Origin of the sequence: Bradyrhizobium sp. 44, from assembly GCF_023073095.1 — a bacterium.
In the GTDB taxonomy this organism is placed as follows: domain Bacteria; phylum Pseudomonadota; class Alphaproteobacteria; order Rhizobiales; family Xanthobacteraceae; genus Bradyrhizobium.
The window spans coordinates 814,511-829,909 of record NZ_JADPIY010000014.1 but is presented as its reverse complement, the minus strand read 5'-3'; the positions used below and the strand labels follow the sequence as shown (position 1 = coordinate 829,909).

Annotated in this window: 12 protein-coding genes; 11 read left to right on the top strand and 1 reads right to left on the bottom strand. The window is 64.7% G+C overall.

All coding sequences use genetic code 11. The features are described 5' to 3' along the window. Positions 1 to 88: 88 nt before the first annotated feature. Positions 89 to 2,320, top strand: coding sequence for a CHASE2 domain-containing protein (locus IVB41_RS14800; protein ID WP_247432178.1), 2,232 nt, complete (start codon positions 89 to 91; stop codon positions 2,318 to 2,320). Between the two features lie 198 nt (positions 2,321 to 2,518). Here IVB41_RS14800 and IVB41_RS14795 read toward each other — a convergent pair whose 3' ends face one another. Further along, the gene (locus IVB41_RS14795) at positions 2,519 to 4,114 is read right to left on the bottom strand and encodes an ABC transporter substrate-binding protein (protein WP_247432175.1); all 1,596 of its coding nucleotides are present in this window, start codon (positions 4,112 to 4,114) and stop codon (positions 2,519 to 2,521) included. Between the two features lie 210 nt (positions 4,115 to 4,324). On the opposite strand from IVB41_RS14795, the gene IVB41_RS14790 reads away from it, so the two are divergent. The 10 genes from IVB41_RS14790 to IVB41_RS14745 all read left to right on the top strand — a co-directional run bounded on the left by IVB41_RS14790 (position 4,325) and on the right by IVB41_RS14745 (position 15,381). Further along, on the top strand, positions 4,325 to 5,983 hold the full coding sequence (locus IVB41_RS14790) for an ABC transporter substrate-binding protein (RefSeq protein WP_247432172.1): 1,659 nt from the start codon (positions 4,325 to 4,327) through the stop codon (positions 5,981 to 5,983). A gap of 193 nt (positions 5,984 to 6,176) precedes the next feature. Then, positions 6,177 to 7,130, top strand: a complete 954-nt coding sequence (locus tag IVB41_RS14785; RefSeq protein ID WP_247362906.1) for an ABC transporter permease — start codon at positions 6,177 to 6,179, stop codon at positions 7,128 to 7,130. Positions 7,131 to 7,132: 2 nt separating this feature from the next. Continuing rightward, the gene (locus tag IVB41_RS14780; protein WP_027570091.1) at positions 7,133 to 8,035 is read left to right on the top strand and encodes an ABC transporter permease; all 903 of its coding nucleotides are present in this window, start codon (positions 7,133 to 7,135) and stop codon (positions 8,033 to 8,035) included. A gap of 2 nt (positions 8,036 to 8,037) precedes the next feature. After that, positions 8,038 to 9,099 carry an ABC transporter ATP-binding protein gene (locus IVB41_RS14775; RefSeq protein WP_247362905.1) on the top strand — a complete coding sequence of 354 codons (1,062 nt, stop codon included), beginning with the start codon at positions 8,038 to 8,040 and terminating at the stop codon, positions 9,097 to 9,099. Next, on the top strand, positions 9,096 to 9,293 hold the full coding sequence (locus IVB41_RS14770) for a hypothetical protein (protein WP_247362904.1): 198 nt from the start codon (positions 9,096 to 9,098) through the stop codon (positions 9,291 to 9,293). The genes IVB41_RS14775 and IVB41_RS14770 overlap by 4 nt, the downstream gene beginning before the upstream one ends. Then, the gene (locus IVB41_RS14765) at positions 9,290 to 10,705 is read left to right on the top strand and encodes an amidase (protein ID WP_247432170.1); all 1,416 of its coding nucleotides are present in this window, start codon (positions 9,290 to 9,292) and stop codon (positions 10,703 to 10,705) included. Before IVB41_RS14770 ends, IVB41_RS14765 begins: the two co-directional genes overlap by 4 nt. Continuing rightward, positions 10,702 to 11,679 (top strand): ABC transporter ATP-binding protein, encoded by a 978-nt coding sequence (locus IVB41_RS14760; RefSeq protein WP_027570095.1) that lies wholly within the window; start codon positions 10,702 to 10,704, stop codon positions 11,677 to 11,679. The genes IVB41_RS14765 and IVB41_RS14760 overlap by 4 nt, the downstream gene beginning before the upstream one ends. Positions 11,680 to 11,774: 95 nt before the next feature. Continuing rightward, positions 11,775 to 12,044, top strand: a complete 270-nt coding sequence (locus tag IVB41_RS14755; protein WP_007605178.1) for a GlsB/YeaQ/YmgE family stress response membrane protein — start codon at positions 11,775 to 11,777, stop codon at positions 12,042 to 12,044. A 260-nt stretch (positions 12,045 to 12,304) separates the two neighbouring features. Continuing rightward, positions 12,305 to 14,050, top strand: a complete 1,746-nt coding sequence (locus IVB41_RS14750; protein WP_247283305.1) for a type I secretion system permease/ATPase — start codon at positions 12,305 to 12,307, stop codon at positions 14,048 to 14,050. Beyond that, positions 14,047 to 15,381 carry an HlyD family type I secretion periplasmic adaptor subunit gene (locus IVB41_RS14745; protein ID WP_247432165.1) on the top strand — a complete coding sequence of 445 codons (1,335 nt, stop codon included), beginning with the start codon at positions 14,047 to 14,049 and terminating at the stop codon, positions 15,379 to 15,381. Before IVB41_RS14750 ends, IVB41_RS14745 begins: the two co-directional genes overlap by 4 nt. Positions 15,382 to 15,399 lie beyond the last annotated feature (18 nt).

Here is a 15,399-nt window from a genome sequence, read left to right as displayed (position 1 = left end):
ATCCTCCGGCCTGAGGAATGGCCAATCGCGTTCCGGCGCTGCATGATCGGCGCGCATGGCGTGATGCAAGGCAGGAAGCCCTACTGACATGAAACGTCTCAAGATCCTGCGGCGGTGGTTTGCGCGGAAGTTGGGATTTGCGCGGCTGATGTGCCTTGCGCTGCTCGTCGTGTTTGCCGGCGCTCGCCTCTGGGATCCGCCGCCGATCCAGGAACTGCGGCTGCGCACCTTCGACATGTTTCAGTTGATCGATCCGCGTCACAAGACGGTGCGGCCGGTCACCATCGTCGACATCGACGACAAGAGCCTCGCCAAGCTCGGCCAGTGGCCGTGGCCGCGGACGCGGATCGCCGACCTGATCCAGAACCTCACCAATAACGGTGCGGTGGCAATCGGCTTCGACGTGGTGTTCTCGGAGGCTGATCGGCTCAATCCGGATCTGGTCGCGAGCCAGATGCGGTACCTGGACGACGCCACCCGCGCCAAGCTGCGCGAGCTGCCGAGCAACGACCAGATCCTCGCCGACGCGATCAAGCGCTCGCGCGTGATCCTGGGCGAGACTGGGCAGCGGGCGATTTCGTCCGAGGTCGACAAGACGCTGCCCTTTACCGGCGTCGCAACGGTCGGCGAGGAGGGCGCCGAGCGCTTCCTGTTCGAATTTCCCGGGCTGTTGCGCAACGTGCCCGAGATCGAGAAGGTCGCGGCCGGCCGCGGCCTGTTCTCGATCAAGACCGAGCGCGACGGCCTGATCCGGCGCGTGCCGATGATCATGCGCGCCCAGGGCATGGTCATGCCCTCGCTCAGCCTCGAGATTTTGCGCGTCGTCACGGGCACGCCGACGCTGCTGGTTCGGACCGACAAGACCGGCGTGCGGGCCGTGCGTCTCAAGGGCGTGGAGATCCCAACCGACAGGAACGGTCAGCTGTGGGTGCATTATGCGCGCCAGGATCCCTCGATTTACGTCTCGGCTGCCGACGTGCTCGACAATACCGTGCCGCCGAACAAGATCGCCGGCAAGCTGGTGCTGATCGGCACCTCCGCGGTTGGGCTCAACGACATCAAGACCACGCCGGTGTCCTCGACCATGCCGGGCGTCGAGATCCATGCGCAGGTGCTGGAGAGCGTGCTGAGCGGCGCGGTAATATCCCAGCCGAACTACGCGCTCGGCGTCGAGCTGCTCGCCGCGCTCATCATCGGCTTGCTCGTCATCATCTTCACGCCGAACCTCGGACCGGTCCGCCTCGTGCTTGCCGGCGCGACCTTCGCCGCGATCCTGATCGGAGTGTCCTGGTTCTTTTACGTGCAATACCGCTATCTGATCGATTTCACCTATCCGCTGCTCTCGACCACGGCGATCTATCTGACGCTGATCTTTGCCAGCTTCGTGCGCGAGCAGCGGCAGCGCGTGCAGATTCGCGGCATGTTCGCGCAATACATGTCGCCGGTGCTGGTCGAGCAACTCGCGCAGTCACCGGAAAAGCTCGTCCTCGGCGGCGAGGAGCGCGAAATGACGATCATGTTCTCCGACGTGCGCGGCTTCACCACCATCTCGGAAACCTACAAGCACGATCCGCAGGGCCTGATCGCGCTGATGAACCGCTTCCTGACTCCGCTGACCGACGTGATCATCGATCAGAAGGGCTATATCGACAAATATATGGGCGACGCCATCATGGCGTTCTGGAACGCGCCGCTCGACGATGCCGAGCACGAGGTCAACGCCTGCGAGGCCGCGATCCAGATGCTGGAGAAGATCGACGCGGTGAACAAGGACCGCGAGCAGGAAGCCGTCGATGGCGGCCACGTCTACATCCCGCTCAATGTCGGTATCGGTCTCAACACCGGCATCGGCGTGGTCGGCAACATGGGCTCCGACCTGAAGAAGAACTATTCGGTGCTCGGCGACAGCGTCAACCTGGCCTCGCGCCTGGAAGGCCAGTCGAAAGAATACGGCTTTCCGATCATCGTTGGCTCCCGCACCGCGCTCGCCGCCAAGGACAAGTTCGCGATTCTCGAGCTCGACTTCATCATGGTCAAGGGCAAGACCGAGCCGGAAGTGATCTACGCCATCGCCGGCCGCGCGGACGTGATGCATTCGGGCGCCTTCCAGCGCCTGCGCAACGTCACCATCGAAATGCTCGCCTGCTATCGCAGCCGCGACTGGCAGGGCGCGCTGGACGCGATCGAGCGCGGCCGCAGGAGCGAGGATGCCGACACTCTGGAAAAGCTGTTCAAGCTCTACGAAGTGCGCATCAAGGAATTCCAGGTCAACCCACCGCCGGAGGGCTGGACCGGGGCCTATGCGCTGCTGACGAAGTAGGGGCAGATGTGCGGTTTGAAGCTAACCACACACTCGCTGTCGTCCTGGCGAACGCCAGGACCCATTGCCCCAGGGAGAAGTTGTTACGGCGAGCGGCCAACCACCAATCTTCGCCAAACGAATTCGGTGGTTACGGGTCCTGGCTTTCGCCAGGACGACGGTGTGTTTGCGGAAGCTGAGTGCCGCCGGCCTTGAGCCTCACTCCGCCCCGATCGTCGTGAGGTCCTGGAACCAGTGCTGCGCCTGCACGAACTGCTTGACCTTGGGCGACAGCGCATGCGGGTTGGTGTCGTGCACCACCCACACCAGCGTGGCATCGTCGACGATCAGCGCGTGCGCCTGCGCCAGCAGCTCGTCCTGCTTGGTGCTGTCGAAGGTCTGCTTGGCCTCGTCGATCAGCGCGTCGACCTTCGGATTCTTGTAGCCACCCCAGTTGACGCCGACCGGCGCGATCTGGCTCGAATGAAAGAAGCGGACGATGGCGTAGAGCGGGTCCGAGGTGACATAGGCGATGTTGTTGGCGGTGATGCCGGCGTTCATCTCGTCGGCGGCGCCCTTGCGCCAGTGCGTGTATAACGTCTCGAGCTCGACCACCTTGAAATCGATGTCGATGCCGATCTCCTTGAAGCTCTGCTGCAAAAATTCGTTCATTGGCAGCGACAGCATCTGGCCGGTGCCGCCCTGTGCGATAATGAAGGTCGCCTTCAGCGGCTTCGCCTTGGAGTAGCCGGCTTCCTCGACCAGCTTCTTCGCCGCGGCGACATCGTATTTCAGCTCGAAGCTCGGCTTGCCGAACCAGGGGCTCGACGGATCGACCTGTCCCTTGGCGGGTTTTGCGAGGCCGTTCATCAGGCCCACCACGGCTTCACGATCGATCGCGAGGTTCAGCGCCTTGCGCAGGCGGATGTCGGTCCAGGGCGAACCCGGCAGCACGCTCAGATGATAATTCCAGACATGCGGCGTGACGTTGTCGACGAGCTTCATGCCGGCAGCCTTGAGCTGCGGCACGGCATCCGGCGCCGGCGTCTCGATCAGATCGACTTGCCCGGCGAGCAGCGCATTGGTGCGCGTCAGCGCTTCCGGCATCGGCACCAGCACGAGCTTGTCGACCTTGGGAATGCGCTTCTTGTTCCAATAATCCGGATTCTTGGTCAGCTCGGCGAGCTCGCGCCGCACCAGTTTTGTCAATTTGAACGGGCCCGTTCCCGAAGGCTGGCTCGCGAACTTGTCCCAATCCTTGCCGAGCTTTTCGTATTGCGTCGGGCTCGAGACCAGGAACCACAGCATCTGATAGGGGAAGAACGAGTCGACCGTCTTGGTGGTGATCTCCACCGTGGAGTCGTCGATCTTGGCGTAGCTCGCGACCGAAGGCAGGCGGGTCTTGACCTGCGCGCTCTGACGCTTGTCGAATTGTGGCGCCTTGTCGTTGAGCACCTTGTCCAGATTCCAGATCACGGCATCGGCGTCGAACTCGCTGCCGTCGTGAAACTTGACGCCCTTGCGCAGGGTGAAGCGCCATTTCGTCTTGTTCTCGTCATCGACTTTCCACTCGGTGGCCAGTCCCGGCACCAGCTTTCCCGGGCGGTCGGCGACGTCCATCTCCCACGCCACGAGCGGATCGTAGATGGTGTAGGCCGTGAACTGATAGGCGCCGGCGCCGCGATCGGGCTGACCGGTCGTCAGCGGGATGTCCGCCATCGAGATGCCGTAGCGCAGCACCGTCTCGGCGCCCGCGGGAATCGCGGACAACGCCAGTGCAAGCACGGCGAAACAGGTCGATAGTCGGATACGCATGGGCCAAAGCTCCAGGGAAGGCTTCAAGGACAATCGGAGCCAAACCTGCAATCTTGATGCCAGAATAGGCAGCAAGATGCTTTCACCGAGGCGTCATCACAAGGACTTGTCGTCGCAGGGGCAATTTGCAGAATAAGTTTCCCCATTGGCATAGGCATTGCATACGATTGCATCAAAATTAGTCATCGAAGCCGGAAAAGGATTGAGTCAATGCTTATCAATAAGAACAAGACCCGCGCGGCGCTGATCGCGTTGCTGGCGCTCAGTAGCGCGGCTGCGTGGCCGCGCTCCGCAAGTGCCGAAACCGTGCTGCGCATCGCCATGACGGCTGCCGATATTCCGCGCACGCTGGGCCAGCCCGATCAGGGTTTTGAAGGCAACCGCTTCACCGGCCTCACCATGTATGACGCGCTCACCGGCTGGGACCTGTCCTCGGCCGACAAGGCGAGCGTGGTGATCCCCGGCCTTGCCACCGAGTGGAAGGTCGACGATGCCGACAAGACCAAATGGACTTTCAAGCTGCGGCCGGGCGTCACCTTCCATGACGGCTCGCCGTTCAATGCGGACGCCGTGGTGTGGAATGTCGAGAAGGTGCTGAAGCAGGACGCGCCGCAATTCGACGCCAGCCAGGTCGGCGTCACGGCCTCGCGCATGCCGACGCTGGCATCCGCGAAGAAGGTCGACGACATGACGGTCGAGCTCACCACCAAGGAGCCCGACAGCTTTTTGCCGATCAACCTCACCAACCTCTTCATGGCGAGCCCGGCGAAGTGGCAGCATTTCTTCGACAAGGCGGAAGGTGCTGACGCCAAGGCCAAGTCGCAGGCCGCATGGACCGCGTTCGCCAAGGACGCCGCGGGCACCGGCCCGTGGAAGATGGCCGCGTTCACGCCGCGCGAGCGGCTGGAGCTGGTCAAGAATGCGGGCTACTGGAACAAGGACCGCGTGCCAAAAGTCGACAAGATGGTGCTCTTGCCGATGCCGGAAGCGAATGCGCGCACTGCGGCGCTGCTTTCCGGGCAGGTCGATTGGGTCGAGGCGCCGGCGCCGGACGCTTTGCCCGAATTGAAGCAGCGCGGCTTCAAGCTCTACGCCAACGAGCAGCCGCACGTCTGGCCGTGGCAGTTCTCGCGCGTGGAGGGCTCGCCCTGGAACGATATCCGCGTGCGCAAGGCCGCGAACCTCTGCGTCGATCGGGAAGGCCTCAAGGACGGCCTGCTCGCGGGGTTGATGGTGCCCGCGACCGGCACCTTCGAGGCCGGCCATCCCTGGCGCGGCAAGCCGACCTTCGAGATCAAGTACGACAAGGTGGCTGCGCAGAAGCTGATGCAGGAGGCAGGATTCGGCCCGACCAAGAAGCTGACGGTGAAGACCCAGACCTCGGCGTCCGGCTCGGGCCAGATGCAGCCGCTGCCGATGAACGAATATCTGCAGCAGGCGCTGGCCGAATGCTATTTTGACGTGCAGCTGGACGTGATCGAGTGGAATACGCTGTTCACCAATTGGCGCCGCGGCGCCAAGGATCCCAGCGCCAACGGCTCGAACGCAACCAACGTCACCTACGCGGCGATGGATCCGTTCTTCGCGCTGGTGCGCTTCCTGCAATCGGGCATGGCTCCGCCGGTCTCGAACAATTGGGGTTTCATCAACAATCCCAAATTCGACGAGCTGGTGAAGAAGGCGCGGCAGACCTTCGATCCCGCCGCGCGTGACGCCGCGCTCGCCGAACTGCACGCGGCCTCCGTCGACGACGCAGCCTTCCTTTACGTCGCCCACGACGTTGGCCCGCGCGCCATCAGCCCGAAGGTGACAGGCGTCGTGCAGCCGAAGAGCTGGTTCATCGACTTCTCGCTGGTGTCGTTGCAGTAATTCTCTCGGCTTGCTCAGTGCACCCTCTCCCTTTGCGGGAGAGGGTGGCTTCGCGAAGCGAAGCCGGGTGAGGGGTCTCTCTCCGCGAGAGACGCTCTCTTATTCGTTAACACTGCATCCGAGGATACAACCCCTCATCCGGCGCTTCGCGCCACCTTCTCCCACAAGGGGAGAAGGGAAGAAAAGAAACAACGTGCTCGCCTATATCGCCAGACGCATCGTCTACGTCGTCCCGATCGTCATCAGCGTCGCGCTGGTGTGTTTTCTGCTCGTGCACATCACGCCGGGCGATCCGCTCGTCGCAGTGCTCCCCGCCGACGCTTCGCAGGAGCTCGCCGCGCAGCTCCGCACCGCTTACGGTTTCGACCGCCCGCTGCCGGTGCAGTTCGGGCTTTGGCTGCTCCGCGCGCTTCACGGCGATCTCGGCAATTCCATCGCCACGGGCCGCCCGGTGCTCGCCGAGGTCATGCGCGCGGTCAGCAACACCGTCACGCTGGCGATCGCGGCGGCGATCATCGGCTTCACGATGGGCGTCCTGCTCGGCCTGATCGCCGGCTATTTCCGCGAGACCTGGATCGACAAGCTGGCGACGTCGTTTGCCATCGCTGGCGTTTCGGTGCCGCATTATTGGCTCGGCATGGTGCTCGTCATCATCTTCTCGGTCCAGCTGAACTGGCTGCCCGCCGTCGGCGCCGGACCCGGCGGCTCGGCCGCCTGGGCCTGGGACTGGGCGCATTTGCAATATCTCGTGCTGCCGGCGATCACGACCTCCGTGATCCCGATGGGCATCGTCACCCGCACGGTGCGCGCGCTGACCGGCGACATCCTCAGCCAGGACTTCGTCGAGGCGCTGCGTGCAAAAGGCCTGCATGAGCGCGGCGTGTTCCGCCACGTCATCAAGAACGCCGCGCCCACCGCGCTCGCGGTGATGGGACTTCAGCTCGGTTACATGCTCGGCGGCTCGATCCTGATCGAGACGGTGTTCTCCTGGCCGGGCTCGGGCTTCCTGCTCAACTCGGCGATCTTCCAGCGCGACCTGCCGCTGCTCCAGGGCACGATCCTGATCCTGGCGCTGTTCTTCGTCTTCCTCAATCTGCTGGTCGACATCGCGCAAGCCGCGATCGACCCGCGCATCAAGCGGGGCTAGCGATGAGCGAGCTTCCGTTGTCCGTCACAAGCGACGCGGCGCTTCAGTCCGCGCCCGCGACCAAGGCGCGCGGCTATTGGGCGACCGTCGGCCGTCGTATCCGGCGCGACAAGGTCAGCATGGTCTGTGCGCTGGTGCTGCTGCTGATCTTCCTGTCCGCGATCGTTGCGCCGTGGCTCGGTCTGGAAGATCCCTACAAGGGCTCGATGATCCGCCGCCTGCGCCACATCGGCACATCAGGCTACCCGCTCGGCACCGACGAGCTCGGTCGCGACATGCTGGCGCGCCTGATCTATGGCGGCCGGCTGTCGCTTCTCATCGGCATTTTGCCTGTGATCCTCGCCTTCTGCATCGGCACCTCGCTCGGCCTCGTTGCCGGCTATGTCGGCGGCAAGCTCAACACCGCGATCATGCGCACGATCGACGTGTTCTACGCGTTTCCGTCCGTGCTGCTGGCGATCGCGATCTCGGGCGCGCTGGGCGCGGGCATCCTCAATTCCATCGTGTCGTTGACCGTCGTGTTCGTGCCACAGATCACCCGCGTCGCCGAAAGCGTCACCACCGGCGTGCGCAACATGGACTTCGTCGATGCCGCGCGCGCCTCGGGCGCGGGACCGTTCACCATCATGCGCGTTCATATCCTCGGCAATGTGCTCGGTTCGATCTTCGTCTACGCGACCAGCCTGATCTCGGTCTCGATGATCCTCGCGGCTGGCCTGTCCTTCCTTGGCCTCGGCACCAAACCGCCCGAGCCGGAATGGGGCCTGATGTTGAATACCTTGCGGACCGCGATCTATGTCAACCCTTGGGTCGCCGCACTCCCCGGTGCGATGATCTTCGCGGTCTCGATCTGCTTCAACCTGCTCTCGGACGGCCTGCGCAGCGCCATGGACATCAGGAACTAGCCATGAGCGAAGTCAGCACGTCAGTCGTAATGCTGGAGCCGATCGAAGACCTCGGCGGCGTCGCCCAACCGCTGCTCCAGGTCAACGGCCTGACCAAGCATTTCCCGGTGCGTGGCGGCCTGTTCGCCGCAAAGCGCACCGTGCGGGCGGTTGATAATGTCTCGTTCACCGTTGCCAAGGGCGAGACCGTCGGCATCGTTGGCGAGTCCGGTTGCGGCAAGTCGACCACCGCGCGGCTGCTGATGCATCTGATGCCGCGCGACACCGGTGACATCATCTATGACGGTATGAGCGTCGGCCAATCGCTCTCCCTGCGCGAGCTGCGCCGCGGCATGCAGATGGTGTTCCAGGATTCCTACGCCTCGCTCAATCCGCGCCTGACCATCGAGGAATCGATCGCCTTCGGCCCCAAGGTGCACGGCATGGCGGACGGCGCTGCGCGGGCGCTGGCGCGCGAGCTGCTGGGCAAAGTGGGCCTGGTTCCTGCGAATTTCGCCAACCGCTACCCCCACGAGATCTCCGGCGGCCAGCGCCAGCGCGTCAACATCGCGCGTGCGCTGGCACTCTCGCCGCGGCTGGTGATCCTCGACGAAGCCGTCTCCGCGCTCGACAAATCGGTCGAGGCGCAAGTGCTCAATTTGCTTGCCGACCTCAAGAGCGAGTTCGGCCTGACTTATCTCTTCATCAGCCACGATCTCAACGTCGTGCGCTATATCAGCGATCGCGTGCTGGTGATGTATCTCGGCGAGGTCGTCGAGCTCGGCCCGGTCGACCAGGTCTGGGACCAGCCGGCGCATCCCTATACGCGCGCACTTCTTGCCGCGATGCCGTCCTCGGATCCGGATCGCCGCACCGAGACGCCGCCGATCACGGGCGACCCGCCCAATCCGATCGATCCACCTTCGGGCTGCCGCTTCCACACCCGTTGCCCGTTTGCGGAGCCGCTCTGCGCAAATGCGACACCAAAACTCACCGCGCTCGATAGAATGGGCCACGAGGCCGCGTGCTACATGGCGATCCCGGGTTCAGGCCATAGCCGCGCGCCCAAGGAGGAAACCGTATGACGAGACCGACGACGAAAGAGATCAAGGCGACGGCACAGGTCGCCGGCGTTCCCGTCGACGACGAGATTGCGACGCGCATCTCCAATTCCATCGGACCGGCCTTCGAGGGCTTTGCGGCCATTGCCGGCACGCTGCCGTTCGATCTCGAGCCCGCGCTCTATCCGATCGCGCAGACTGCGAAGGTCTCGAAATGAGCACCGAGCCCGCATTGATGACGCTTACCGAGGTCGCGCGCGCGATTGCGATGAAGCAAGTGTCCTCACACGAGGTGACGCGCGCGCTGCTGCATCGTATCGCGCACTGGCAGCCGCATCTCAACGCCTTCATGTCGATCGAATCGGAGGCGGCGCTGAAGGCCGCCGATGCCGCCGACGCCGAACTCGCCAAGGGCGAAGTCCGCGGTCCGCTGCATGGCGTGCCGCTCGCGCACAAGGACATGTATTACGATGCCGGTCACGTCGCGACCTGCGGCTCGCTGATCCGCCGCGATTTCGTTCCGACCGTCACCTCCACTGCCTTGCAGCGGCTGAAGGACGCCGGCCAGGTTCGGCTCGGCACGCTGCATCTGGCGGAGTTCGCCTATGGCCCGACCGGTCATAACGCCCATTATGGTCCGGTTCGCAATCCCTGGAATGTCGCGCACATCACCGGCGGCTCGTCGTCAGGCTCGGGCTCTGCGGTCGCGGCGCGATTGACCTATGCCGCGCTCGGCTCCGACACCGGCGGCTCGATCCGCATGCCCGCGCATTTCTGCGGCGTCACGGGATTGAAGACTACGGTCGGCCGGGTCAGCCGCGCCGGTGCGATGCCGCTGTCGCAGTCGCTCGACACGGTCGGCCCGCTCGCCCGCACCGCCGAGGATTGCGCGCTGCTGCTGGCGCTGATGGCCGGCCCTGATCCCGAGGATTCGACCTGCAGTCATGAGCCGCTGTCTGACTATGTCGGCGCGACCAAGGGCTCGCTGAAGGGCCTCAAAGTCGGCGTCCCCTCGTCCTTCTATGTCGACGATCTCGACGGCGAGGTCGCGCGCGTGCTGGACGAGACCATTGCGGTGCTCAAGCGTGAGGGCGCCGACATCGTCACGGTTGAGCTGCCCGACCAGCGGCAATTGTCCTCGGCAAGCCAGCTCGTGCTTGCAGCCGAAGCCGCCGCTTTCCACAAGCGCTGGATGATCGAGCGGCCGCAGGATTATGGTCCGCAGGTGTTGATGCGGCTTCAGAACGGGCTCGCCGTCCCCGCCATCACCTATCTCGAGGCGATGCGCTGGCGCGGACCGGCGCTCGCTGCGCACAACGCTGCGACATCAGGTGTCGATGCGATCATCGCGCCGGCGTCCCCGGTGCCGGCGCCGACGATCGAGGAGAGCGACGTCGGCGGTGGGCCGAACGCGCCGGCGCTGTTGCAGCGGCTGACGCTGTTCACCCGTCCGGTGAATTACCTCGGCCTGCCCTCGCTCACGGTGCCCTCTGGCTTCACCAAGAGCGGTCTCCCGGTCGGCATGCAGCTGATCGGCCGCTCGTTCGATGAAGCGACGCTGCTCACCATCGGCGCCGCATTCCAGCGCGCCACCGACTACCACGACAGGCTGCCGAAACTTCCGTCATGACAAAGCTCGTCGAGATCTCAGGCCTCAATATCCGCTTCACCGGTGAGCGCACGGTCTATGCCGTGAACGATCTCAGTCTCTCGCTCGGCGACGGCGAGGTGCTGGGCCTGCTCGGAGAGTCCGGTTCGGGCAAGAGCGTGACCTTGCGTGCACTGATGCGGCTGTTGCCGAAGAAGCGCACGCAGATCACGGGCAAGGTCAACGTGATGGGCCGCGACGTGCTCGCCATGAACGACGAGCAGCTGTCGTCGTTCCGTGGGCAGACCGTGTCGATGATCTTTCAGGAGCCGGCGCTCGCGCTCGACCCGGTCTATACCATCGGCGCGCAGATCGCCGAAAGCGTGGTGCGTCACGAAGGCAAGTCTTACGCGGAGGGCAGGGCGAGGGCGCTCGAAATGCTCGAGGTCGTGCGCATTCCCTCGGCCAAGCGGCGGTTGGATGCCTATCCGCACGAGATGTCCGGCGGCATGCGTCAGCGCGCCATGATCGCGCTGGCGCTCGCGTGTCGTCCCAAGATATTGCTCGCGGACGAGCCGACCACCGCGCTCGATGCCACCGTGCAGATCCAGATCCTGCTGCTGTTGCGCGAATTGCAGCGCGAGTTCGGCATGTCCGTCATCTTCGTCACCCATGACATCGGGGTCGCCATCGAGATCTGCGACCGGGTCGCGGTGATGTATGCCGGCCAGATCGTGGAGCAGGGCACGCTTCGCGACATCGTCCGCTCGCCGGTGCATCCCTACGCCAAGGGCCTGCTCGCCTCGACCGTCCACGGGGCCAAGCGGGGACAGCGGCTCGAGACCATCCCCGGCACCCCGCCGTCGCTCGGCGAGAGGCCGCACAACTGCTCCTTTGCGCCCCGCTGCGCCGTAGCCCAGCCGCGCTGCCTGGAACAACTGCCAGGGACTGTGGAAGTCGGCCCGGGCCGGGCGGCACGGTGCGTGCTGGCGGAGCCGGTCACCGCACTGTCCTGATATTTGACCGCGACCGGGAAGCGGGGAACAGCATTCACACCTCGTTCATCCCGGTTCCGCTTCCATGGAACCGTTCACGGAGAGGGACCTCACTTATGTACATTTCCAATGAAGGCCTGCTTGTCATCCTGTTCGTCGGCCTGGTGGCGGGTTGGCTGGCCGGCAAGGTGGTGCGCGGAACCGGTTTCGGCATTATCGGCGATATCGTCGTCGGCATCGCCGGCGCGCTGGTGGCAAGCTTCCTGTTTCCGAAGCTTGGCATTCACATCGGCACCGGACTGATATCGGAGATCATCTATTCCGCGATCGGCGCGGTCATCCTGCTGCTGGTGGTGCGGTTGGTCCGCGGCGGTGGCCGGTTCTAATGGCGCCCGAGTTCAATTGATCGAACTTTTGACCTCTCCCCGCCCGGGGAGAGGTGACATGTCTGCAAGAAAAAGCCGCAAGATCGTGAGATTCCGGACTTGCGTGCAGGGCCGGTCGGGGGTGATGTGGGCCATAGGGGTCCCGGGTATTCGACTGCGTTGGGCGATGAGCGCAAACGCGATGTTAATCCGGGTCAATTACTCCTGAATTTGCCTTTGAAATCAGGGACTTTGGCCCCTACCCGAAAGAGATCAGACTGATGGCAGCCGTTCCCGGCGTCCGCCGCTCAGAGCTCGGTGATGCGCTGCGCGCCTGTCGCACGGCGTTTGTCGGCGTCGGCTTGATGAGCTGCATGATCAACCTGCTCTATCTGACCGGGTCGATCTTCATGCTGGAGGTCTACGACCGGGTGCTGCCGAGCCGCAGCATTCCGACCCTGGTCGGCCTGATCGTCCTCGCCAGTTTCCTCTACATGGCGCAGGGCGTGCTGGACATGATCCGTAACCGGATCCTGGGCCGGGTCGGCACTGCGCTGGACGAAGCCCTGAACAAGCGGGTGTTCGACACCATCGTGCGCCTGCCGCTGCTGGTCGGCAGCCGCAACGAGGGGCTTCAGCCGCTGCGCGATCTCGACAATGTCCGCTCCTTCCTCGGGGGCATGGGACCGAGCGCGTTCTTCGACCTGCCCTGGCTGCCGCTCTATCTCGCCATCTGCTTCGCCTTCCACGTCATGATCGGCGTCACCGCGCTGGTCGGCGCCGTCATCCTGGTCGGGTTGACGCTGGTCACCGAGTTCATGTCGCGCCAGCCGGCGAAGGACGCGATGGGCCTTGCCGCCCAGCGCAACGATCTCGCCCAGGCCAGCCGCCGCAATGCCGAAGTCATGGTGTCGATGGGTATGGCCGGCCGGATGAACGCGCGCTGGAGCGAGGCCAACGAAAAATATCTCGACGGCAACCAGCGTGCGAGCGACGTCGCCGGCGGTCTCGGCGCGGTCGCAAAAGTGCTACGCATGATGCTGCAATCGGCCGTGCTCGCCGTCGGCGCCTATCTCGTCATCCATCAGGAGGCGACCGCCGGCATCATCATCGCCGGCTCGATCCTCTCGGCCCGTGCGCTCGCGCCGGTCGACCTCGCGATCGCGCACTGGAAATCCTTTGTCGCGGCACGCCAGAGCTGGCACCGCCTGACCCGACTTCTGGAGCAGATGCCGGCGCAGACGATGCCGACCCAGCTGCAGGCGCCGACCAGCCGCCTCTCGGTCGAAGGCATCGCCATGGTGCCGCCGGGCGACCAGCGCCTCATCGTGCAGGACGTCACCTTTGCGCTCGAAGCCGGCAACGGCCTCGGCGTGATCGGACCGAGCGGCTCCGGCAAGTCGTCGCTGATCCGCGCGCTGGTCGGCGTCTGGCAACCGGTCCGCGGCAAGGTGCGGCTCGACGGCGCGGCGCTCGACCAATGGTCGTCGGACATGCTTGGCCGCCATATCGGCTATCTGCCGCAGGACGTCGAATTGTTCGGCGGCACCATCGCGCAGAACATCAGCCGCTTCGATCCCGAGGCCACGTCCGACGGCATCATCGCCGCCGCCAAGGAAGCCGGCGTGCACGAGATGATCATCAAGATGCGCGAGGGCTACAACACCCAGGTCGGCGAGCAGGGCACGGCGCTCTCCGCGGGCCAGGCGCAGCGCGTGGCACTGGCGCGCGCGCTCTATGGCAACCCGTTCCTGATCGTGCTCGACGAACCCAATTCCAATCTCGATACCGAAGGCGACGAAGCGCTGACCCGCGCCATCCGCGCGGCGCGCGAGCGCGGCGCCATCGTCGTCGTGGTGGCACATCGCCCGATCGGCGTGGAAGCGGTCGATCAGATCCTGGTGCTGCGCGACGGCCGCATGCAGGCCTTCGGGCCGAAGGAGCAGGTGCTCGCCCAAGTGCTCCAGCCGCGTGTGACGCCGCCGGCGCCGATCAAGATCGTCAGCGAAGGCGGAGCCAAGGCATGAGCACGATGGCGCTCGGCGGGGCGAAGCCCGCCGCGAAGCGGACCGTACGGCAGTCGATCCGGTTTCACCTGATGCTCGGGCTTGGGATCGTGTTGGTCCTCCTGGTCGGGCTCGGCGGCTGGGGGTCGACCGTGCAGATCTCGGGCGCGCTGATCGCGCCCGGCCAGATCGTGGTCGAATCCAATGTCAAGAAGGTGCAGCATCCCACCGGCGGCGTGGTCGGCGAGCTGCGCGCCCGCGATGGCGACGTGGTCAAGGCCGGTGACATCGTGGTGCGGCTCGACGACACCGTCACCAAGGCCAACCTCGCCATCGTCACCAAGAATCTCGACGCGGCGCAGGCGCGTGCCGCGCGGCTCCAGGCCGAGCAGCGCGGGATCGACAGGATCGACTACCCGCAAGCGCTGCTCGATCGCGGCAACGATCCCGACGTCAAGGCGCTGCTCTCCGCCGAAACCAAGCTGTTCGACGTTCGCGTCAACGGACGCGCCGGCCAGAAGGCGCAGCTGCGCGAGCGCATCCAGCAGCTCAACGAGGAGATCGAGGGCCTCTCCGCACAGGAGCGGGCCAAGGACAGGGAAATCTCGCTGGTGCAGCAGGAGCTCGTCGGTGTCCGCGATCTCTATGACAAGCACCTGGTGCAGATCTCCCGCCTGACCACGCTCGAACGCGACAGCGCCCGCCTCAACGGCGAGCGCGCGCAGTACATCGCCTCGCGCGCGCAGGCCAAAGGCAAGATCACCGAGACCGAGCTCCAGATCATCCAGGTCGACAAGGACATGGTCAGCGAGGTCTCCAAGGATCTGCGCGAGACCAACGACAAGATCGGCGAAATGATCGAGCGCAAGGTCGCCGCCGAGGACCAGCTGCGCCGCGTCGACATCCGCGCGCCGCAGGACGGCATGGTGCTGCAATCGACCGTGCATACGGTTGGTGGCGTCATCACCGCCGGCGACGCCCTCATGCTGATCGTGCCGCAGGCCGACGATCTCCAGGTCGAGGCCAAGGTCAATCCGGTCGATATCGACAAGCTCCAGATCGGTCAGAAGACGCTGCTGCGCCTGTCCGCTTTCAACCAGCGCACCACGCCGGAGCTCAACGGCGTCGTCAGCCGCGTCTCGCCCGACGTCACCACCGACCAGCGCACCGGCCAGAGCTACTACACCATCCGCGTCTCGCTGTCCGCGGAAGAGGTCGCCAAGCTCGGTGAGTCCAGGCTGATCCCCGGCATGCCGGCGGAAGCCTTCGTCCAGACCGGTGACCGCACCATGCTGTCCTATCTGATGAAGCCGCTGCACGACCAGTTCATGCGCGCGTTCCGGGAGAAGTGACGCGCGGAAGCGCGTCAT